Raw genomic sequence first — 19,894 nt, 5'->3', positions numbered from 1 at the left:
CGGGGGTGAGCCGTGATAGTCGCGAGTCTCCTGCTCATCCTCGTCGCGGTGGTGCTGCTGGTGGCCGGCCTGGCCGGTGGCTCCAGCGTCCTTCTCGTCGTCTCCATCGCGGCCAGCCTGCTGGCCGCCGTCGCGCTGGTCGTGGGCGCCCGCCAGGCGGCCGGCGACCGGCTGGCGGCGGAGCGGCCGTCGCGCACCGAGCGGCCGTCGCGCACGGCGACCCGGCCGGCCGATCCGGCCTTCGCGTACGGGCCGCCCGTGGAGCCGGAGATCCCCGTCCAGCACGTCCCTCCGACGGTCGACGCCGGCGGCACCGGGTGGCGGCAACCGCCCGAGCCACCGGTGGCCGACGTCGGCTCCCGGGGCGCCGCGCCCGGCGCGGTCGGGACGTACGACGACGAGCCGGCGGCGCAGGACGTCACGCCGGCCGACGCCGCCCGGGTGGCCCGCCTCGACGCCGAGGTGCGGGTGGTCGACGGGCGTCCGCGCTACCACCTCACCGGGTGCGCCCACCTCGTGGGCCGTGAGCACGAGTCGCTGCCGGTCGGCGAGGCCGTCGAACTCGGCTTCACCCCGTGCGCCGACTGCGCGCCGGACACCGCCCTGCTCGCCGACGCCGGCCGGCTCTGAGCGGCCCGGATCCGATGGACGACACGCTGACCGTGGCGGTCCGGGTGAAGCCCGGCTCCGCCCGCGCCCGCGTCGGCGGCCGATTCGACGGCCCGCACGGGCCCGCGCTGGTGGTCGCCGTCAACGCGCCGGCTGTGGACGGCCGGGCCACCGAGGCGGCCCGGCGAGCGCTGGCCGGGGCGCTGGGCGTCCGACCGGCTGCGGTGTCCCTGCGGGCGGGCGCGGCCAGCCGCGACAAGCTCTTCCTGGTCGAGGGTCCCGCACCGGAGCTGACCGAGGCGCTGCGCCGGCTGCGCGACGGGGCCGCCGGGTGACGTACGCCCGGGTCGGGCACCCGTGACGCCGGGGCTGGATCTCGCGCTGCTGCTCGGCGCGGCGGTGCTGCTGGTGGCGGTCGGGGCGGTGCGGCTGTCCACCCGGCTCGGGGTGCCGAGCCTCCTGGTCTACCTGGCCCTCGGCGTCGCCATCGGCGAGGCCGGGCTGGGCATCCGCTTCGACGACGCCGAGCTGACCCGGACCCTCGGCTTCTGCGCGCTCATCGTGATCATCGCCGAGGGCGGGCTGACCGCGCGGTGGAGCACGCTGCGCCCGGTGCTCGGGCTCGCCGCCCTGCTCTCCACCGTCGGCGTGGTGGTCAGCATCCTGGTCGTCGGCCTCGCCGTGCACCTGCTGCTCGGGCTGGACTGGCGGTTGGCGCTGCTCTACGGGGCGGTGCTCTCCTCCACCGACGCGGCCGCGGTCTTCGCCACGCTGCGCCGGCTGCGCCTGCCGCCCCGCCTGGTGGCGACCCTCGAGGCCGAGTCGGGGATGAACGACGCCCCGGTCGTGCTGCTGGTGGTGCTGCTGTCCCGGGAGGGGATCACCCATCCGTGGTGGTACGAGACCGCCCTGGTGAGCTACGAGCTGGGCGTCGGCGCGGCCGTCGGTTTCGCGGCCGGCGTCGGCGGGCGGTGGGCGCTGCGGCACGCCGCCCTGCCGTCGGCGGGGCTCTACCCGATCGCGGCGGTCGGGCTGACCGTGTTCGCCTACGCCGCCGGCGCGGTGCTGCACGCCTCGGGCTTTCTCGCCGTCTACGTGGCGGGGGTGATCCTCGGCAACGCCCGGCTGCCGCACCGGCAGGCCATCCTCGGTTTCGCCGACGGGCTGGCCTGGCTGGCGCAGATCGGGCTGTTCGTGCTGCTCGGGCTGCTCGTCACGCCGAGCCGGCTGGGCTCGGCGGTGCTGCCGGCGGTGGTCGCCGGGCTGGCGCTGGTGCTGCTCGCCCGGCCGCTGTCGGTGGCGGCGTCCGCGCTGCCGTTCCGGTTCGGCCTGCGCGAGCAGGCGTTCCTGTCCTGGGCGGGGCTGCGCGGCGCGGTGCCGATCGTGCTCGCCACCATTCCGCTGTCGGAGCGGGTGCCCGGCGCCGACCGGCTCTTCGACTCGGTCTTCGTGCTGGTGGTGATCTTCACGCTGCTGCAGACCGGGACCCTCGCCCCGGTGGCCCGGCGGCTGCGGGTGACCGCCCCGGCCGAGGCGGCGGAGATCCGGGTGGAGACGGCCCCGCTGGAACGGATGCGCGCCGACCTGCTCCAGGTGGAGGTGCCGCCCGGTTCCCGGCTGGCCGGGGTGCACGTCGACGAGCTGCGGCTGCCGCTGGGCGCCTCGGTGACGCTGGTGCTGCGGGACGGGGCGGGCGTCGTGCCCGGCCCGGACTTCCGGCTGAAGACCGGCGACAGCCTGCTGATCGTGGCGACCGCCGGAGTGCGCGACGAGGCGGAGCGCCGGCTGCGGGCGGTCAGCCGGCGGGGCCGGCTGGCCCGCTGGTTTGGCGAGTACGGCGAGGATCGGGACGGTTGATCTGCTAGCGTTCCTTTTGCCCCGATAAGGTGCGACTCGGGGCCGAGCGGCGGTGCGTCGGAGCGGCACGTTGTCGGACGCCTGTACGTTCCGTATTCTTGCGAATCTCCGGAGTGCGCGGCCACGTCGCCGCGCGCCCCTTTTGTACTGGGGGCGCCGATGTCGGCGGCCCCTGTCCAGGCGCCGCGGTCCGCCGCGGTTCCGCGGCCGAGGGAGCGACGATGGCGAAGCCAGCCGAGACCAGGACCGCCGGCCGCAAGCCGGTGGCGAAGGCCACCCGCAGCGCGGCGGAGACCGAGAAGATCCGGGCGGCCCTGGCGGCGCGGCGTGACGAGTTGCGTGCCGAGTACGATCAGACGCTGAGCGAGATCACCGAGCTGCAGCGCGACCGGCTGACCGACTCGGCCGGGGACGACCAGGCCGACACCGGGACGAAGACGTTCGAACGCGAGCAGGAGATCTCACTCGCCAACAGCATCCTGGAACGGATCACGCAGGTCGAGCGGGCGTTGGAGCGGCTCGACGAGGGTGGCTACGGCTGGTGCGAGCGGTGCGGCAACCCGATCCCGGTGGAGCGGCTCGCCGCGTTCCCGTCGGCCACCCTCTGCGTGACGTGCAAGCAGCTGGAGGAGCGGCGCTGAGGCCCGCTCCCCGGCGGCCATGGGAGGCGGCGCGCGAGCGCCGCCGCGAGCGTCGATGGGGAGCAGATGTCCGAAGCACCGCCCGCCGGGTCCGGCAGCGCTGAGCCGGGAGGCGGCACGCCCCGCCGCCGGGCCGTCACCATCCTGCTCGGCGTCGCGCTGACCGCCCTCGTGGCCGACCTGGTCACCAAGCACCTCGCCCTGCTCACCCTGTCCGACCGCGAGCCGGTCAAGCTGCTCGGCGGCGCGGTCTACCTCACCCTGACCCGCAACAGCGGCGCGGCCTGGAGCATCGGCTCGGACCACACCTGGGTCTTCCCGCTGATCACCCTCGGCGTGGTCGGCTGGATCCTCTGGATGGCCCTGCGGCTGCGTTCGCTGCCCTGGGCGATCTCGCTCGGCCTGGTGCTCGGCGGGGCGCTGGGCAACCTCACCGACCGGATCTTCCGCGCCCCGGGCTGGTTCGTCGGGCACGTGGTCGACATGGTCAGCCTCTTCGACCCGTACGGCCAGGTCTGGCCGGTGTTCAACCTGGCCGACAGCGCCCTGGTCTGCGGCGTGGTGCTCGCCGTCGTGCTGGAGTTGACCGGCCGCCAGCGCGACGGCAGCCGGATCGGCAAGGACGGGGCCACCGAGGCGACGGCGCCGGCCGACGCGGGGCAGCGGGAGCGGGCATGACCTCCGCCTTCGCCGCCGGCGGCGACCACCGTTCCCTGCCCCTGCCCGACGGCCTCGACGGCACCCGGCTCGACCAGGCGGTGTCGCGGCTCTTCGGGCTCTCCCGCACCGCCGCCGCGGCCCTGGTCGACGCCGGCGACGCGCTGGTCGACGGGGTGGTCCGGGCCAACTCGTACAAGGTCAGGGCCGGCTCCTGGCTGGAGGTGACCCTGCCCGCCCCGGCCGCCCCGCCCACCGTGGTGCCGCAGGCGGTCCCCGGGCTGCGGGTCGTGCACGCCGACGACGACATCGTGGTGGTGGACAAGCCGGTCGGCGTCGCCGCGCACCCGAGCCCCGGCTGGACCGGCCCCACGGTGATCGGCGCGCTGGCCGCGATCGGGCACCGCATCTCCACCAGCGGCGCCGCCGAGCGGCAGGGCGTGGTGCACCGGCTCGACGTGGGCACCACCGGGATCATGGTGGTGGCCAAGAGCGAGCAGGCGTACACGGCGCTGAAGCGGGCGTTCAAGTACCGCGAGGTCGAGAAGCGCTACCACGCCGTGGTGCAGGGGCACCTCGACCCGCTGCGGGGCACCATCGACGCCCCGATCGACCGGCACCCCACCCACGACTACCGCTGGGCGGTGGTCTCCGGCGGCAAGCCGAGCATCACCCACTACGACACGGTGGAGGCGTTCCCGGCGGCGAGCCTGGTCGACGTCCGGCTGGAGACCGGCCGCACCCACCAGATCCGGGTGCACTTCTCCACCCTGCGGCACCCGTGCGTGGGCGACCTCACCTACGGGGCGGACCCCACCCTCTCCGCCCGGTTGGGCCTGACCCGACAGTGGCTGCACGCCCGCTCGTTGAGCTTCCTGCACCCCCGTACGGGGGACGAGGTGCGCTTCGTCAGCGACTACCCTGACGACCTGGGCCGGGCGCTCGAGATCCTCCGCGACTGAGCGTCGCCCCACCGCCAGACGATCCGACGAGGGGGACCCGCACCGTGCGCGCCGGCGACCCGCTGCGGCGATGGGACCAGCCACCGCTGTCCCGGCTGGCCGGCGCCGTGACCCGGCCCGGCGCCGGTCCGGCCCGGCCGCGGGTGCTCACCACGGTCGCGCTGCTCTCCTGCGCCGCCGTGCTGCTCACCGCCGTGTGGGCCGGCGACGACCGCCCGACCGGTGACCGCACCGTCGGCGAGGTGACCCGGGTCGGGGTGGCCCACGGCGACTCGATCCCCGGCTACGTCCGCGCCGCCGCCGCCGACCTGGCCGCGCAGCCGCCCGCCGCCCCGGCGGCCGGCGACGGGACGTACGCCCTGGTCTCCCTCTCGTCCTACCTGGCCCCGCAGGGGGCGGCGGCGATCCTCGGCGACGTGCCGGTCGCCACCGTCCTCGGGCGGGTGCCGCTCACCGACCGGCAGACCGAGATCGTCCGGATCCCCGCGCAGCGGGTGCCCGACGACGTGGTCGCCGGGATGGCCGAGGTCGCCGCCCGCAAGGAGCGGGAGGCCGCCGACTACCGCGCCCGGTCCGCCGCGCTGACCGGCGGCGGGCAGGCCGAGCGCGAGCTGCGGCAGGTGTACGACAGCGGCGCCGAGGTGTCGGCGGCGGAGGCGGCCGCGTACCGCTCCGGCTGCGCCTGCCTCTACGCCGCGGTGGTCCGCGCCGAGCCGGTGGCCCTGCGCCGCCTGGCCGCCCGGCCCGGGGTGCGGGCGGTCGACCCGGCGCCCGAGGTCACCCGGCTCGACCGGACCGTCTTCACGCCGCCGCTGCCCGAGCAGCGGGAGGTCGCGCACCCGCCGGCCGACGCCGGCCTCGTCGCGGGAGCGGCCACGGGGGGAGGCGACCGGGGCACGCCCTCGACCCCGCCGGTGGGCGAAACGTCGGAACCCGCACCCGAGGTGACGGATTCGTCACCGGTCCGGACCGGCCCGGCATCCGGCGGAATCCCGCCGCCGACCCCGCCCACCTCGGCAGACGCCGCCGCCGGCGGGATCGGGGCGCCGGCCGGGTGACGGCGGGCAGGGCCGAAGGTGCGCGGACGGGTGTGGTCCGAATAGGGTTTCGTTCGTAGCCTGTCAGGCGGACGTCGATGGTGCTGGGAGGGCGAGCCGTGGAGGGCAGCGAGACCGGCTGGGCACAGCCGGCCGAACCAGCACCGCGGTGGCGGGCGCTGCTCGACCGGGCCCGGCACGGCGGTCGACCGGCCGAGCAGACCGAGACCGACCGGCGCGAGGTGCCGCCGGCCCCGCCCGAGCCGCTGCCGCGCCGGTCGTCGGGGAACGGCTACGCCGCGCGGGTGCCGGCCATCGGGCGGGCCCCCGAGCCGCCGCACGGCGCGGAGCCCGGCCCGCCGGGGTACGGCACGGAATACGGCCGCCCGGCCGACGCGGGGTACGGCCGCCCGGCCGACGCCGGATACGGCCAACCCGCCGACGCGGGGTACGGCCGCCCCGCCGACGGGGGGTACGGCCGCTCGGCGGACGCCGGGTACGGCCGCTCGGCCGACGCGGGGTACCGGGCCGAGGCCACCTACCGGGTCGAGCCGGCCTACCGGGTGGACCCGGCCGAGCCGGCCTACCGGGTGGACCCGGGCTACCCGGCCGAGCCGGAGCACCGCGAGCCGCCGGCCCACCGGCCCGAGCCGGCCCACGTCGTGCCGACGCAGCGGCGCGGGCACGAGCCGGTCGAGTCGCGCTACGCGCTGCTGGACAACGGCTACCGGCACCAACCGCCCCCGGCCGAGTCCCGGTACGCCCCCCTGCTCGACGGCGGCTACCGCCCCGAGCCCGCCTACCAGCAGCCGCCCCCGGCGGCGCCCGCCCCGCCCCCGGTCGCCGAGCGGGGCTACCCGGCCCGCGTCGAGTGGCGCCCGCGCGGGGCGGAGAGCGAGTCGGAGCGCGCCGCCGGGGTGCTCCGCCGCGACCTGGGCACCCCGCGGGTGCTCGCGTTCGCCAACCCCAAGGGCGGCGTGCACAAGACCACCGCCACCGTGCTGGCCGCGGCGACCGTCGGCAGCGTGCGCGGGCGGGGCGTGCTGGCCTGGGACGACAACGAGCTGCGCGGCACCCTCGGGCTGCGCGCCGGCAGCGCCCGGCACGCCCGCACCATCCGGCACCTGGTCGGCGACCTCGCGCACATCGAGATCAAGGAGGGCGCGGAGCTGCTGGAGCACCTCGACGACTACCTGCGGCACGCCTCCGACGGCTCGTACGACGTGCTGGCCGGCGAGGAGAGCCCCCGGTTCGCCCAGCGGCTCGACCAGTTCACCGTCCGGCGGGTGCTGGAGCTGCTGCGGCGCACCCACGACGTGATCTGCGTGGACACCGGCAACAACGTGGAGAGCGCCAACTGGCGTACCGTCATGCAGGCGGCCGACCAGCTCGTGGTGACCACGGTGCCGCGCGAGGACGCCGCGTTCAGCGCCGACTGGATGCTGGACCTGCTGCACGAGGTGGGCATGGGGGAGCTGGCCGACAACGCGGTCACCCTGATCTCCTGTCCCACGCCGGGCCGCTCCCCGTTGCAGGACGACCTGGAGCGCCACTTCGCCACCCGCACCCGCGCCGTCGCCGTGGTGCCGTACGACCCGGCGCTGGAGACCGGCTCCTCGATCGAGTACCAGCAGCTCCAGCAGGAGACCCGGCAGGCGTGGCTGAAGGCCGCCGCGGTGATGCTGGAACCGTTCGCCCGGTGAGCGGGTGTGCCGCCACCGGCCACCCGCGCCGCAGCCCGGCCTGAGAGGATCACGGGGTGAGCGCGGACACCCCCGAACCCGACCGGCCCGGCCGCCGACCCGACGAGCCGGCCGCCCCGGCCCCGGCGGAGCCCGCCGCCCCGGCCGAGGACGCCCCCGCCGGCCCGTACGCCGCCCGGGAGGTCGACCAGCAGGTCGCGCGGGAGGCCGGCCCGTACGCCCCGCCGACGGCGGGCGCCGCGAGCCCGTACGACGGCCCCGGCGCGTTCCCCTACGGCCCGGGTGCCGTCTACGGAGTGGGCCAACCGGTCCCGCCCGCCGAGCCCGAGCTGCCGCGTCGCCGGGCGGTGCGGCTCGCGGCGGGCGCGGGGCTCGCGCTGACCGTCCTGGGGGTGCCGCTCGGGCTGCTCTGGGCCGCGCTCGCCCCGGACACCCCGGTGCTCAAGGTCCCCGACGGCGCGATCTACGCCGAGCCGCAGCCGGAGCAGCCGGTCGCCGCCGACGGCTGGTTCAGCCTGCTCGGGCTGGGCTTCGGGGTGCTCGCCGCGCTCGCGCTGTGGTTCGTGCTGCGCCGCGTGCGGGGGCCCGTCGGCCTGCTCGCCACCGTGCTCGGCGCGTTCGGCGCGGCGCTGGTCGCCTGGCAGGTGGGCCGGCGGATCGGGCTGGCCGGCTACCAGCGGCTGCTGGCGACCGCCCCGGACGGCCAGGCCTTCAGCAAGCCGGCGGACCTGCGGGCCGGCGGGATCGACCTGATCTTCGGCGTGCTGCCGGTGCCGCACGGCAACCTGCTGCTGCCCGCCTTCGGCGCGGCCGTGGCGTACACCCTGCTGGCGGGCTGGTCCCGCTGGCCGTCGCTGCGCCCGGAGCCCGAGCCCGGCGCGCCCGGAGTCAGTTGGGAGTCGGCGGGGAGGCCAGCTCCGCCAGCGGCACCGGAACCGCCCGCACCTGGCGCAGCAGCGCCGCCTCACGGTTGAGCAGCCGCAGTTCGGCGCGGAGCCGGGCGGCGGTGTCGTCGATGGCGAGCAGCCGCTGGCGGTCGGCCACCGTCAGCGCCGCCGTCGCGGCGACCAGGTGGGAGAGCACCGTCGGGTCCTCCGGCAACTGCTCGGACAGCTCCTCCGGGTCGGCCCGGATCAGTCCCAGGTACTGCCGGAAGACCGAGATCACCCGGGCGGCGAGCAGGTCGGCGACCTCGTCCGGCCCGTCCGGCTCCGGCAGCCACTCCACCTCCGCGGTGAGGTAGGGCGCGGTCTCGCGGTCGACGTCGGTGACGCGGAACCTGCGCCGGCCCACCGTGACGATGTCGAAGCCCCCGTCGGGGCGCTCGGTGACCTGCCGCAGCTCGGCCGTGCAGCCCACCTCGTGCAGGGTGACGTCGCCACCGCCGGGCACCGGCCGGCCGTCGGGGGCGGTGGGGGCGACCTCCCAGCCGGCCTGGATGGCCACCACGCCGAACTCGCGTGGGGCGCCTTCGGGGAGCCCGACCAGGTGCCGGACCAGGGCTCGGTAACGCTCCTCGAATATGTGCAGTGGCAGCACCAGACCGGGGAAGAGGACCGTCCCGAGCGGAAATACCGGCAGCCGCGCAGTCACGCGTCGAGGGTAGCCCGATCCCGGCGCGGCGGCGTGTCCCGGCTCACCGTCCCGGCGTACGGGCGGCAGCGGTCGGCGTCCGGGCCGGCCGCCTAGACTCGCAAGGGTGTTGAACCGGATCGACCTGCGCGGCGGCGTCCGCGACCCGCGCCGCCTGCTGCCCCGTGCCCAGCTCGACGTCTCCGTGGCCGTCGAGAGGATCCGCCCGCTCGTGGAGGCGGTCCGGGAGCATGGTTACCCGGCGATCCGGGAGGCCAGCGAGCGGTTCGACGGGGTCTCGCCCGAGGTGCTGCGGGTGCCCGGCGAGGCGATCGCCGAGGCGGAGGGGACCCTCGACCCCGCGGTGCGCGCCGCGCTCCTGGAGTCGATCACGCGGGCCCGCAAGGTGCACGCCGACCAGCGACGCACCGACCACACCACCCAGGTGGTGCCGGGCGGCACGGTGACCGAGCGCTGGGTGCCGGTCGACCGGGTCGGCCTCTACGTCCCCGGCGGCCTGGCGATGTACCCGTCGACCGTGGTGATGAACGTGGTGCCGGCCCAGGCGGCCGGGGTCCGCTCCCTGGTCGTGGTCAGCCCGCCGCAGAAGGACAACGGCGGCCTGCCCGATCCCCGGGTGCTCGCCGCGTGCGCCCTGCTCGGCGTCGACGAGGTCTACGCCGTCGGCGGCGCCCAGGCCGTCGCGATGCTCGCGTACGGGGCGGCCGTCGACGCCGGTGGCGACGCGCACTGCGACCCCGTCGACATGATCACCGGCCCGGGCAACATCTGGGTGACCGCCGCCAAGCGGCTGCTGCGCGGCGTCGTCGGCATCGACGCCGAGGCCGGCCCGACCGAGATCGCCATCCTGGCCGACGACACCGCCGACCCGGCGCACGTCGCGGCCGACCTGATCAGCCAGGCCGAGCACGACCCCCTCGCCGCCAGCGTGCTGGTCACCCCGTCGGTCGCGCTGGTCGACGCGGTCGAGCGGGAGTTGGCCCGGCAGGTGCCGGCCACCAAGCACGCCGAGCGGGTCACCACCGCGCTGACCGGCGAGCAGAGCGGCGTGGTCCTGGTCGACGACCTCGACGCCGGGCTGCGGGTGGTCGACGCCTACGCGGCCGAGCACCTGGAGATCCAGACCCGGGACGCCCGCGAGTGGGCGCTGCGCGTGCGCAACGCCGGGGCGATCTTCGTCGGCGCCTGGTCGCCGGTGTCGCTCGGCGACTACTGCGCCGGCTCCAACCACGTGCTGCCCACCGGGGGCTGCGCCCGGCACTCCTCCGGGCTCTCCGTGCAGTCCTTCCTGCGCGGCATCCACCTGGTGGAGTATTCGCAGGAGGCGCTGCGCGAGGTGGCCCCGCACGTGGTCACCCTCGCAGGAGTGGAGGACCTGCCCGCGCACGGGCAGGCGGTCAGCGTGCGCTTCCCGGGGACGGCGTCGTGAGCGGGCTCGACGACCTGCCGATCCGGGACGACCTGCGCGGGCTCACGCCGTACGGGGCGCCGCAGCTCGACGTCGCGGTGCGGCTGAACACCAACGAGAACTCCTACCCGGTGCCCGAGCCGGTGGTGGACGCCATCGGCAAGGCCCTCGCGGCGGAGCTGCGCGACCTCAACCGCTACCCGGACCGCGACGCCGTGGCGCTGCGCGCCGACCTCGCCGGCTACCTGGGCCACGGGCTCACCGTCGAGCAGGTGTGGGCGGCCAACGGCTCCAACGAGATCCAGCAGCAGCTGCTCCAGGCGTTCGGCGGGCCGGGGCGTACCGCGCTCGGCTTCACCCCGGCGTACTCGATGCACCCGCTGCTGGCGCTCGGCACCGGCACGCGGTGGGTGCCGGCCCGGCGCGGCGTCGACTTCGGGCTGACCGCCGACGAGGCGGTCGCCCAGGTCCGCGCGCACGCCCCGGACGTGGTCTTCCTCTGCTCGCCGAACAACCCGACCGGCACGGCGCTCGACCCGGCCGTGGTCGCCGCCGTGCTGGACGTCGCGCCCGGCCTGGTGGTCGTCGACGAGGCGTACGCCGAGTTCGCCCGCCCCGGCACGGTCAGCGCGCTGGCGGTGCTGCCCGGGTACCCGCGGCTGGTGGTGACCCGGACGATGAGCAAGGCGTTCGGGTTCGCCGGCGGCCGGCTGGGCTACCTGGCCGCCGACCCGGCGGTGGTGGCGGCGGTGCAGCTGGTCCGGCTGCCGTACCACCTCTCGGCGCTGACCCAGGCCGCGGCCCGGGCGGCGCTGGCGCACCGCGACGCCCTGCTCGGCACGGTGGCCGCGATCATGCGGCAGCGCGACCGGATCGTGGCGGAGCTGCGGGGCCGGGGGCTGCGGGTCGCGGACAGCGACGCCAACTTCGTGCTGTTCGAGGTCGGGGGCGACCAGGCCGCCGCCTGGCGCACCCTGCTCGACGCCGGCGTGCTGGTCCGCGACGTCGGCCTGCCCGGCTGGCTGCGGGTCACCGCCGGCACCCCCGCCGAGACCGACGCCTTCCTCGCCGCCATGGAGAAGATCTAGTGGGAGCGCGAGGAGTGAGCTTGCGAGCCCCGCAGTCGCGACCGAGAGGCAGACAATGAGCCGGACCGCCCGGGTGGAGCGGATCACCAAGGAGACCAAGGTCCTCGTCGAGATCGACCTCGACGGCACCGGCCGCGCCGAGATCGGCACCGGGGTGGGCTTCTACGACCACATGCTGCACCAGATCGCCCGGCACGGCGGCTTCGACCTGACGGTGCGCACCGTCGGCGACCTGGAGATCGACGCCCACCACACGATGGAGGACACCGCGCTCGCCCTGGGCGCCGCGTTCGACCAGGCGCTGGGCGACAAGGCCGGCATCCGGCGGTACGGCTCCGCCACCGTCCCGATGGACGAGGTCCTCGTCCGGGCCGCGGTCGACCTCTCCGGCCGCCCGTACGTGGTGCACGACGAGCCGGCGCTCGCGCCGTACATCGGGCCGGTCTACCCGACCAGCATGACCCGGCACATCTGGGAGTCCTTCGGCCAGGCGGCCCGGATCACCCTGCACGTGGACGTGCTGCGAGCGGCCCGCCCCGGCGGGCATCCGGACGCCCACCACGTGGTGGAGGCGCAGTTCAAGGCCGTCTCGCGCGCGCTGCGCGAGGCCACCGCGATCGACCCGCGCGCCGCGGGCGCGATCCCCAGCACGAAGGGTGCTCTCTGATGGGCGCGAGGAAGGCGGCACGGCGGAGCCCCGCAGCCGCGGACGGAGGGCGGAGTTGATGGGCGGGGTCCTGCCGACGTTGCTGCTGATCCTGGCCGGTGTGCTGGTGGGCGGCACCTGGTCGCTGCACAAGCAGGGCGCGCCGCGCGGCGCGGTGGTCGTGACCGCGCTGCTCGCCGTGCTGGCCACGGCCGGCGGCGTGCTCTGGCTGCTGCCCGGGGACGGCTCGTGAGCCGGCGGCTCGTCGGGCCGGCCGCGGCGCGGCCCCGAGCCGTCGCCCGGGGCGGCGAGGTGGCGGCATGAGCAACGTGGTGGTGCTCGACTACGGGTCGGGCAACCTGCGCTCGGCGGAGCGGGCCCTGGCCCGCGCCGGCGCGGACGTGACGGTGACCGACGACCTGACCGCCGCCGCCGAGGCGGACGGGCTGGTGGTGCCGGGCGTGGGCGCGTTCGCCGCCTGCATGGCCGGCATCGAGGCGCTCGGCGCCGGGCCGGTGATCGCGGAGCGCGTCGCCGCGGGGCGTCCGGTGCTGGGCATCTGCGTCGGCATGCAGGTGCTCTTCGAGCACGGTGACGAGCACGGCGTGGTGACCAAGGGCCTCGGGCTGCTCCCCGGCGGGGTGACGAGGCTGGCCGCCGACCGCCTGCCGCACATGGGCTGGAACACGGTGTCGGCGCCGGCCGGGTCGGTGCTCTTCGCCGGGCTGCCCGCCGACAGCCGGTTCTACTTCGTGCACTCGTACGCCGTCGGCGACCCGGGGGCGCTGGCCGCCGCCGGCGCCACGGTCACCACCGCCCACCACGGGACCGACTTCGTGGCGGCCGTGGAGCGGGGCGCGCTGTGCGCGGCGCAGTTCCACCCGGAGAAGTCCGCCGACACCGGTGCCGCGCTGCTGGGCAACTGGCTCGCTACGCTCTCCACCGGTGACTGAGCGCCCGTCCGCCCCCGCCCGTCGGCGGGGCACGTCGTGAGCAAGGAGCGGGCCCGTCGCCGGGCGGCCCGGGAGGCCGAGGCGGCCCGGGACCGGGTAGTCCGGGAGCGGCGGGCGGCCCGGCGGGCGCGCCGGCGGGCGCTGGTCCGCCGGATCACGCCCACGCTGCGGCGGCGGCGTACCGGCCGGCTGCCCCGGCACAGCCGCGGCGAGCGGGCCGCGATCATGCTGCTGACCCTGGCGGCGATGGTCCTGATCTGGTCGCTCGTGGACGACCTGGCGCTGCGGATCGCGCTGGTCGTGCTGTTGCTGCTCGTACTGCCGGCGATCGTGGTGATCGCCCTGGACCGTCGCACCTGACCCGAGGAGAAGAATCGTGAGCCTCACCCTGTTGCCCGCCGTGGACGTCGCCGACGGCCAGGCCGTCCGGCTCGTGCAGGGCGCCGCCGGCAGCGAGACGACGTACGGCGACCCACTGGAGGCCGCGCTGGCCTGGCAGCGGGACGGTGCCGAGTGGATCCACCTGGTCGACCTCGACGCGGCGTTCGGACGGGGCTCCAACGCGCACCTGCTGGCCGAGGTGGTGCGCCAGCTCGACGTGAAGGTGGAGCTTTCCGGCGGCATCCGCGACGACGAGTCGTTGCAGGCCGCGCTCGGTACCGGCGCGGCCCGGGTGAACATCGGCACCGCGGCCCTGGAGGACCCGGTCTGGTGCGACCGGATCTGCGGCGAGTACGGCGACCGGGTGGCGATCGGGCTCGACGTGCGGGGCCGTACCCTCTCCGCCCGGGGCTGGACCCGCGACGGCGGCGACCTCTACGAGGTGCTGGAGCGGCTGGACAAGGCCGGCGCGGCGCGGTACGTGGTCACCGACATCACCAAGGACGGCACCATGCGCGGGCCGAACCTGGACCTGCTGCGCGAGGTCTGCGCGCGCACGGACGCCCCGGTGATCGCCTCCGGTGGCGTCTCCACCCTGGACGACCTGCGGGCGCTGGCCACCCTGGAGCCGATCGGCGTGGAGGGCGTGATCGCCGGCAAGGCGCTCTACGCGGGCGCGTTCACCGTCGCGCAGGCGCTGGACACCCTGGCCGCGGCGTGACCGCCACCCGGCTCGGCTCCGGCGGCCCCTGGGAGTCCGTGTACGGCTACTCCCGGGTGGTCCGGGCCGGCGACCTGGCCTGGACCGCCGGGTGCACCTCCACCGTGGACGGCGTGGTCACCCACGTCGGGGACGCCGCGGCGCAGACCGCGCAGGCCCTGCGGATCGCCCTGGACGCGCTCGCCGAGGTCGGCGCGGCGCCCGGCGACGTGGTCCGCACCCGGATGTACGTCACCGACCGCGCGTACGCCGACGAGGTGGGTCGGGCGCACAACGCGGTCTTCGGAGCGGTCCGCCCGGCCGCCACGATGGTGGTGGTCGCCGGCCTGCTGGATCCGGACCACCTCGTGGAGGTGGAGGTGGAGGCGTACCTCGGCGACCGCTGAGCGCAGCCGGGGCATTCCGCTCCGGACGGCCGTGCGCGACCCGCCGTCCGGCCCTCGACCGACCCGGCCCGCCGGTGCCAGACTGACCCGGTGAACGGGGCGGCCGTCGGTCGGGACACGGTGGTCGACCGCGCCTGGCGGGCTCTGGACGAGGGCCGGTCGGTGCTGGTGGAGGGCCCTGCCGGGATCGGCAAGACCGTCGTGCACCGGGCGCTGCTGGCCGCGGCCGGCCGGGCCGGCTGGCTGGTGCTGGCCTGCGCGCCGACGGAGACGGAGGCGGCGCTGCCGTTCGCGGCGCTCGCCGATCTGCTGGCCCCGCTCGCCGCCCGGGTGCCCGAGCTGCCCGCGCCGCAGCGCGCGGCGCTCGGCGGGGTGCTGCTCGCCGGCGACGAGGTGGCGCAGCCGGTCGACGAGCGGACGGTGGGCGCGGCCACCCGGTCGCTGCTGGACGCCGCCGCCGACCCGGCCGCGCCGCGGCTGCTGCTGGCCGTCGACGACGCCCCGTGGCTCGACCCGCCGAGCGAGCGCGCGCTGCGGTTCGCGGTGCGCCGGCTGGTGCCCCGGGTCGCCGTCCTGGTCACCGCCCGCGCCGAACCCGCCGGGACGGAGCCGGCCCCGCTCGGGCTCGACCGCGGCGCCGCCGGCGCCCGACTCGACCGGGTGGCCCTCGGCCCGCTCGGCGTGGGGGCGCTGCACCACGTGCTGCACAACGAGACCGGGACGGCGCTGCCCCGGCCCCTGCTGGTGCGGATCGCCGAGGAGTCCGGGGGTAATCCGCTGCTCGCCATCGAGTTGGCCCGGGCGGTCCTGCGGATGCCGCAGCTGCCGGCGCCCGGTGCCGACCTGCCGGCCGCGCCGTCGCTGCGGCAGCTCGTCGCCGAGCGGGTGGCCGCCCTGCCGCCGGACACCCGGCACGCGATCCGGCTGGTCGCCCTCTCCGGCCTGCCCACCGTGGCGGGGCTGGCCCGGGCCGGGGTCCCGGCGGCCGCCCTCGACCCGGCCGAGGAGGCCGGCCTGGTCGCGGTGCGCGGGGAGGAGGTCGTGTTCACCCACCCCGTCTACGCGGCCGCCGTCCGCGACGACGTGCCGCCGGGGGTGCGCCGCCGGTCGCACCGGCTGCTGGCCGACACCGCGACCGACCCGGACGAGCGGGCCCGGCAGCTGGCCCGGTGCGTCGCCGGCCCCGACCCGGCGGCGGCGGCCGAGATCGCGGCGGCAGCCGCGCGCCAACGCAGCCGGGGGGCACCGGAGACGGCGGCCGGGCTGTACGACAGCGCGGCCCGGCTCGCCCCGCCGGGCGCGCCCGGCGGGCACGCGCGGTGGCGACTGGCCGCCGCGGAGTGCCGGTTCGACAGCGGCGACTACCCGGCCGCGAAGGTTGCCGCCGACCGCGCGGCCGAGGAGCTGACCGGGCCGGCGCGCGCCGAGGCGCTGCTGCTGCGGGCGGTCGTCGCGTGGAGTTCCGACGAGCCGCCGGAGGCGGTCCGGGCGGCGGCCGACCGGGCGCTCGACGCCGCCCCGCCCGGCTCGTCGCTGGCGGGGCGGATCCACGCGCACCTCAGCCTGTTCCGGGACGCGCCGGACCCGGCCCGGCGGCACGCGGAGGCGGCGGTCGCCCTGCTGGCCGACCGCCCGGACGACCGCCCGGTGCACGCCGCGGCGCTGCTGCTGCTCTTCTTCAACGAGGTGCGCGCCGGGCTGCCGGCCCGCGCCGACCTGCTGGACCGGGGGCTGGCGCTGGAGGGGGAGGAACCGTCCTGGCTGGCGGGCATCGTGCCGGCTGCCTGGTGGAAGGCGGTGGACGAGCACGGGCGGGCCCGCGACCGGCTGCACCGGATGCTGGAGCGGGCCGCCGCCCGCGGCGACGAGCCCTCCCAGCACGAGCTCCTCTGCCACCTCGGGGAGACCGAGCTGCTCGCCGGGCGCTATCCGGCCGCCGCGGCGCACATCGCCGCCGCCCGCGAACTGGGCGAGCAGTACGGCAGCGACTCGGCCGGCGAACACTGGCTGGACGGGCTGCTCCACGCGTACCGGGGCGAGCTGGCCGAGGCCGCCCGCGTCGCCGAGGACGGGCTGCGCCGGGCCGCCGAGCTGGACGACCGTTGGCGGCGGCGGATCTACGCCCAGCTGGCCGGCTTCGCCGCGCTGACCGGTGGCCGGCTGCCGGCCGCCGCCCGGCACTACGGCGAGCTGGCCGCGACCGTCGACGAGCTGGGCCTGGTCGAGCCGATCGCCCAGCGCTTCGAGCCGGACTGGCTGGAGGCCTGCGTCGGCGCGGGTGACCTGGTCACCGCCGAGGCGGTGCTGGACCGGCTGGCCGCCCGGCACCGGCGGCTGCCGCGGCCGTGGACCACGCTGGGCCTGGCCCGCAGTCGGGCCCTGCTCGCCGGCGCCCGGGGCCGGGACCCGTCGGACGCCCTGGCGGAGCTGGCCGCCGCCCGGGCCGCGGTGCCCGCCGACGTGCTGCCCCTGGACCGGGCCCGTTGCCTGCTGGTGGCCGGGGTCGCGTACCGGCGGGTGCGGCGCCGCCGCGAGGCGCGGGAGGCGCTGGTCGCGGCGGCCACCGAGTTCGAGGCGCTCGGGGCGGCCGCCCTGGCGGCCCGGGCCCGCGCGGAAGCGGGCCGCACCGGCGGCCGCCCGCCCGCGCCCCGCCAGCTCACCGGCACGGAACGCGAGGTGGCCCGGCTCGCCGCCGCCGGTCGCACCAACCGCGTCATCGCCGACACGCTGTTCATCAGCCCGAAGACGGTCGAGGCGAACCTCGCGCGGATCTACCGCAAGCTCGGGGTCGCCAGCCGTGCCGAACTCGGTGCCGCGATGGCCCGCGCGGCCGACGGCGAAGGGTAGGGAAACACCCGATTACCCCGGCGTCGGGCGGGCCTAGCGTCGACGCATGGCCACCCGACTCTTCGTCCTCGAACGCTACGACCGCGTTCCGGGGGAGTGCGCCGACGTGCCGGCCGGCGCGCTGAGCACCGGCGTCACCCGGCTGCGGGGCGCGCTGCGGATCCCGGCCGACGACGTGGCGCTGGCGCTGGTCGAGGGGCCCGACGCGGAGACGGTGGCCGAGGCGGCCGCCGCCGCCGGCTGGCGTGTCGACCGGCTGGCCCCGGCCGAGTGGATCACCGTGCCGGACGCCCCGGCGCCGTGGAGTGGAGGAGACCGACCGTGACCGTACCGAAGCAGATCCGTCGTCACCGGCGGTCCGTGCTGCTGCTGGCCGGGCTGCTCGCAACGGCCGGGCCGGTGGCCGGCTGCGGGGATACGGAGGAGACCCCGCCCGTCGCCGGTGTCGAGGCGACCCCGGAGGCGGTGGTCGCCGGGACCACGGCCGCCGAGCCCTCCCCGACGCCGGCGGCGTCGGCCCCGGACCCGTGCGCGCTCGTGTCCCGGCGGGAGGCCGAACAGCTCGCCGGCACCCCGCTGGAGGAGGGTCAGCCGGTGCGGGAGACCTGCACCTACACCGGGCCGACCAGCGGGCCGACGGCCCAGGTGGAGATCTTCGTGGGCGAGGGCGCGAGGAAGTTCCTGGACATCGAGCGGGACCTCGGCCACGAGCTGCGGCCGCTGGCCGGGGTCGGCGACGAGGCGTACGCGAGCCACGAGGCCGTCTTCGTGCACCGGTCGGGGGTCTGGGCGTCGGTGCGCCTGGTGCGGCTCAACGACCCGGCGGAGAACCGCGCGCCGCTGGAGCGGGTGGCCCGTACGGTGGCGGGACGGCTCTGAGCGGTGGGCGGGATGCTCGTCCGGGCGTGCGGAGGGGCACCCTCCGGACACCTCCGGCAGGGCGGGGAACCCGTGGCGACGGCGGTGGTCGGCCTCACAGGGCCGGTCAGCGCCGTCACCGGGAAGGATAGGCTCGCGGCATGACGGTGGCGGTACGCGTGATCCCGTGTCTGGACGTGGACGCCGGGCGGGTGGTCAAGGGGGTCAACTTCCTCGACCTGCGCGACGCCGGCGACCCGGTGGAGCTGGCCGCGGCGTACGACCGGGCCGGCGCGGACGAGCTGACCTTCCTCGACGTCACCGCCTCCGCCAGCGACCGCGGCACCATGCTCGACGTGGTCCGCCGCACCGCGGAGTCGGTCTTCATCCCGTTGACCGTCGGCGGCGGCATCCGGCAGGTCGCCGACGTCGACACCCTGCTGCGGGCCGGCGCGGACAAGGTCGGGGTGAACACCGCCGCGATCGCCCGCCCCGAGCTGATCGCCGAGATCGCCGACCGGTTCGGCCGGCAGGTGCTGGTGCTCTCGCTCGACGTGCGGCGCGCGCCGGCCGGCACCACGCCCAGCGGCTTCGAGGTGACCACCCACGGCGGCCGGCGCGGCACGGGGCTGGACGCGGTCGACTGGGCCCGGCGGGGCGCCGAGCTGGGCGCGGGAGAGATCCTGCTCAACTCGATGGACGCCGACGGCACCAAGGCCGGCTTCGATCTCGAACTCATCGGCGCGGTGCGCCGGGTGGTCGACGTGCCGGTGGTGGCCAGCGGTGGCGCGGGCGAGGTGGCGCACTTCGCGCCGGCCGTCGGCGCCGGCGCGGACGCGGTGCTCGCCGCCAGCGTCTTCCATTTCGGGGAGCTGACCGTCGCCGAGGTCAAGGACGCGCTGCGCGGCGCCGGCCACCCGGTCCGCTGACCGGGGGCCCGGGTCGTCGGGCGGGGTCAGTCCGGGCGGGACCGGTTCTCGGGGGAGCGCCGGGGCGCCGGGATCGACCGCACCACGTATTCCTGGACGGCCGCGGCGTGCTCCTCCTCGTCGAGGTGCCACTCCGCGCTGACCGGGGTGTGTCGCCGGCTGAGCACGCCCTGCACCGTGTCCACCGTCGTGGCCAGCCCGGCGCTCGGTCGGGTGCGCCAGAGCCGCTCACCGTCGGCGGTGATCCGGAACCAGCCGTCGGTGACGCTGACCAGCCCGGCTCCGACGAGGCGACGGACCGCCGCCTCCACCTCGTGTCGCTCGGGGATCGCCTGGTTGAGGTGGTCGGCGGTGGAGAGCACGTCGGCGAGGCGCACGCCCTCGGGCCGGCGGCTGGACGCGGCCCGGCGGTGCCGGCCGGCACCGCTGGCGATCACCAGCGAGACGAAGATCCAGGCATCGGTCCAGCGCCAACCGTTCTCCCCCATGCCAGGATTCTGCCGGGCGTGGCGGCCGAAGGGAACACCGAGGACGGGCGGGCCTCCCGGAACAGGGGTCCGTGGCCGCCTGCGGACGAGGTTCGCGCGGAGGGTCGGTCGCCGGAGGGCCCGTTCGCGG

General features: G+C 76.9%; 23 protein-coding genes. 21 read left to right on the top strand and 2 right to left on the bottom strand.

Annotated features, from left to right (window positions below; genetic code table 11):
• Positions 1–12: 12 nt before the first annotated feature.
• The 9 genes from ABT006_RS22805 (at position 13) to ABT006_RS22765 (ending at position 8,440) form a co-directional block, all read left to right on the top strand.
• Positions 13–630 (top strand): hypothetical protein, encoded by a 618-nt coding sequence (locus ABT006_RS22805; protein ID WP_350709354.1) that lies wholly within the window; start codon positions 13–15, stop codon positions 628–630.
• A gap of 14 nt (positions 631–644) precedes the next feature.
• On the top strand, positions 645–944 hold the full coding sequence (locus ABT006_RS22800; protein ID WP_350709352.1) for a DUF167 domain-containing protein: 300 nt from the start codon (positions 645–647) through the stop codon (positions 942–944).
• A gap of 22 nt (positions 945–966) precedes the next feature.
• A complete protein-coding gene (locus tag ABT006_RS22795) occupies positions 967–2,466 on the top strand; it encodes a potassium/proton antiporter (RefSeq protein WP_350709350.1) in 1,500 nt (499 codons plus the stop codon).
• A 221-nt stretch (positions 2,467–2,687) separates the two neighbouring features.
• Complete coding sequence (locus ABT006_RS22790; protein ID WP_088992775.1) at positions 2,688–3,107, top strand: TraR/DksA family transcriptional regulator; 420 nt, start codon at positions 2,688–2,690, stop codon at positions 3,105–3,107.
• 66 nt (positions 3,108–3,173) lie between these two features.
• On the top strand, positions 3,174–3,785 hold the full coding sequence (lspA, locus tag ABT006_RS22785) for a signal peptidase II (RefSeq protein ID WP_350709348.1): 612 nt from the start codon (positions 3,174–3,176) through the stop codon (positions 3,783–3,785).
• The gene (locus ABT006_RS22780; protein ID WP_350686255.1) at positions 3,782–4,726 is read left to right on the top strand and encodes an RluA family pseudouridine synthase; all 945 of its coding nucleotides are present in this window, start codon (positions 3,782–3,784) and stop codon (positions 4,724–4,726) included. Before lspA ends, ABT006_RS22780 begins: the two co-directional genes overlap by 4 nt.
• Before the next feature lie 44 nt (positions 4,727–4,770).
• On the top strand, positions 4,771–5,784 hold the full coding sequence (locus ABT006_RS22775) for a hypothetical protein (RefSeq protein WP_350709346.1): 1,014 nt from the start codon (positions 4,771–4,773) through the stop codon (positions 5,782–5,784).
• Positions 5,785–5,861: 77 nt separating this feature from the next.
• Positions 5,862–7,466, top strand: a complete 1,605-nt coding sequence (locus ABT006_RS22770; protein WP_350709344.1) for an AAA family ATPase — start codon at positions 5,862–5,864, stop codon at positions 7,464–7,466.
• A gap of 56 nt (positions 7,467–7,522) precedes the next feature.
• Complete coding sequence (locus ABT006_RS22765; protein WP_350709342.1) at positions 7,523–8,440, top strand: DUF2567 domain-containing protein; 918 nt, start codon at positions 7,523–7,525, stop codon at positions 8,438–8,440.
• On the opposite strand, the gene ABT006_RS22760 is transcribed toward ABT006_RS22765, so the two are convergent.
• Positions 8,355–9,059 (bottom strand): LON peptidase substrate-binding domain-containing protein, encoded by a 705-nt coding sequence (locus ABT006_RS22760; RefSeq protein ID WP_350709340.1) that lies wholly within the window; start codon positions 9,057–9,059, stop codon positions 8,355–8,357. The genes ABT006_RS22765 and ABT006_RS22760 overlap by 86 nt on opposite strands.
• 106 nt (positions 9,060–9,165) lie before the next feature.
• Between ABT006_RS22760 and hisD the strand changes: the two genes are divergently transcribed.
• The 12 genes from hisD to hisF all read left to right on the top strand — a co-directional run bounded on the left by hisD (position 9,166) and on the right by hisF (position 19,276).
• The gene (gene hisD / locus ABT006_RS22755; RefSeq protein WP_350709338.1) at positions 9,166–10,488 is read left to right on the top strand and encodes a histidinol dehydrogenase; all 1,323 of its coding nucleotides are present in this window, start codon (positions 9,166–9,168) and stop codon (positions 10,486–10,488) included.
• Positions 10,485–11,555 carry a histidinol-phosphate transaminase gene (locus ABT006_RS22750; RefSeq protein WP_350709337.1) on the top strand — a complete coding sequence of 357 codons (1,071 nt, stop codon included), beginning with the start codon at positions 10,485–10,487 and terminating at the stop codon, positions 11,553–11,555. Before hisD ends, ABT006_RS22750 begins: the two co-directional genes overlap by 4 nt.
• A 55-nt stretch (positions 11,556–11,610) precedes the next feature.
• A complete protein-coding gene (gene hisB, locus ABT006_RS22745) occupies positions 11,611–12,222 on the top strand; it encodes an imidazoleglycerol-phosphate dehydratase HisB (protein ID WP_088999256.1) in 612 nt (203 codons plus the stop codon).
• Between the two features lie 58 nt (positions 12,223–12,280).
• Positions 12,281–12,454, top strand: coding sequence for a CG2302 family histidine operon protein (locus tag ABT006_RS22740; RefSeq protein ID WP_350709335.1), 174 nt, complete (start codon positions 12,281–12,283; stop codon positions 12,452–12,454).
• 67 nt (positions 12,455–12,521) lie between these two features.
• Positions 12,522–13,154, top strand: coding sequence for an imidazole glycerol phosphate synthase subunit HisH (gene hisH, locus ABT006_RS22735; RefSeq protein ID WP_350709333.1), 633 nt, complete (start codon positions 12,522–12,524; stop codon positions 13,152–13,154).
• A 36-nt stretch (positions 13,155–13,190) separates the two neighbouring features.
• Positions 13,191–13,514: a hypothetical protein gene (locus ABT006_RS22730; protein ID WP_350709331.1), complete on the top strand. Its 324-nt coding sequence runs from the start codon at positions 13,191–13,193 to the stop codon at positions 13,512–13,514.
• A gap of 16 nt (positions 13,515–13,530) precedes the next feature.
• On the top strand, positions 13,531–14,256 hold the full coding sequence (priA, locus tag ABT006_RS22725) for a bifunctional 1-(5-phosphoribosyl)-5-((5-phosphoribosylamino)methylideneamino)imidazole-4-carboxamide isomerase/phosphoribosylanthranilate isomerase PriA (protein ID WP_350709329.1): 726 nt from the start codon (positions 13,531–13,533) through the stop codon (positions 14,254–14,256).
• Positions 14,253–14,642 carry a RidA family protein gene (locus ABT006_RS22720; RefSeq protein WP_350709327.1) on the top strand — a complete coding sequence of 130 codons (390 nt, stop codon included), beginning with the start codon at positions 14,253–14,255 and terminating at the stop codon, positions 14,640–14,642. Before priA ends, ABT006_RS22720 begins: the two co-directional genes overlap by 4 nt.
• Positions 14,643–14,732: 90 nt before the next feature.
• On the top strand, positions 14,733–17,489 hold the full coding sequence (locus tag ABT006_RS22715; RefSeq protein WP_350709326.1) for an AAA family ATPase: 2,757 nt from the start codon (positions 14,733–14,735) through the stop codon (positions 17,487–17,489).
• Between the two features lie 46 nt (positions 17,490–17,535).
• Positions 17,536–17,814 carry a hypothetical protein gene (locus tag ABT006_RS22710; protein WP_350709324.1) on the top strand — a complete coding sequence of 93 codons (279 nt, stop codon included), beginning with the start codon at positions 17,536–17,538 and terminating at the stop codon, positions 17,812–17,814.
• Positions 17,811–18,368 carry a DUF3558 domain-containing protein gene (locus ABT006_RS22705; protein ID WP_350709322.1) on the top strand — a complete coding sequence of 186 codons (558 nt, stop codon included), beginning with the start codon at positions 17,811–17,813 and terminating at the stop codon, positions 18,366–18,368. Before ABT006_RS22710 ends, ABT006_RS22705 begins: the two co-directional genes overlap by 4 nt.
• Positions 18,369–18,508: 140 nt before the next feature.
• Positions 18,509–19,276, top strand: a complete 768-nt coding sequence (gene hisF, locus ABT006_RS22700; protein ID WP_350709320.1) for an imidazole glycerol phosphate synthase subunit HisF — start codon at positions 18,509–18,511, stop codon at positions 19,274–19,276.
• A gap of 26 nt (positions 19,277–19,302) precedes the next feature.
• On the opposite strand, the gene ABT006_RS22695 is transcribed toward hisF, so the two are convergent.
• Complete coding sequence (locus ABT006_RS22695; RefSeq protein WP_350709318.1) at positions 19,303–19,764, bottom strand: hypothetical protein; 462 nt, start codon at positions 19,762–19,764, stop codon at positions 19,303–19,305.
• Positions 19,765–19,894: the final 130 nt, after the last annotated feature.

This window comes from Micromonospora sp. NPDC002717 (genome assembly GCF_040295705.1).
GTDB lineage: Bacteria > Actinomycetota > Actinomycetes > Mycobacteriales > Micromonosporaceae > Micromonospora.
This window is presented reverse-complemented; position numbering and strand designations above follow the sequence as displayed.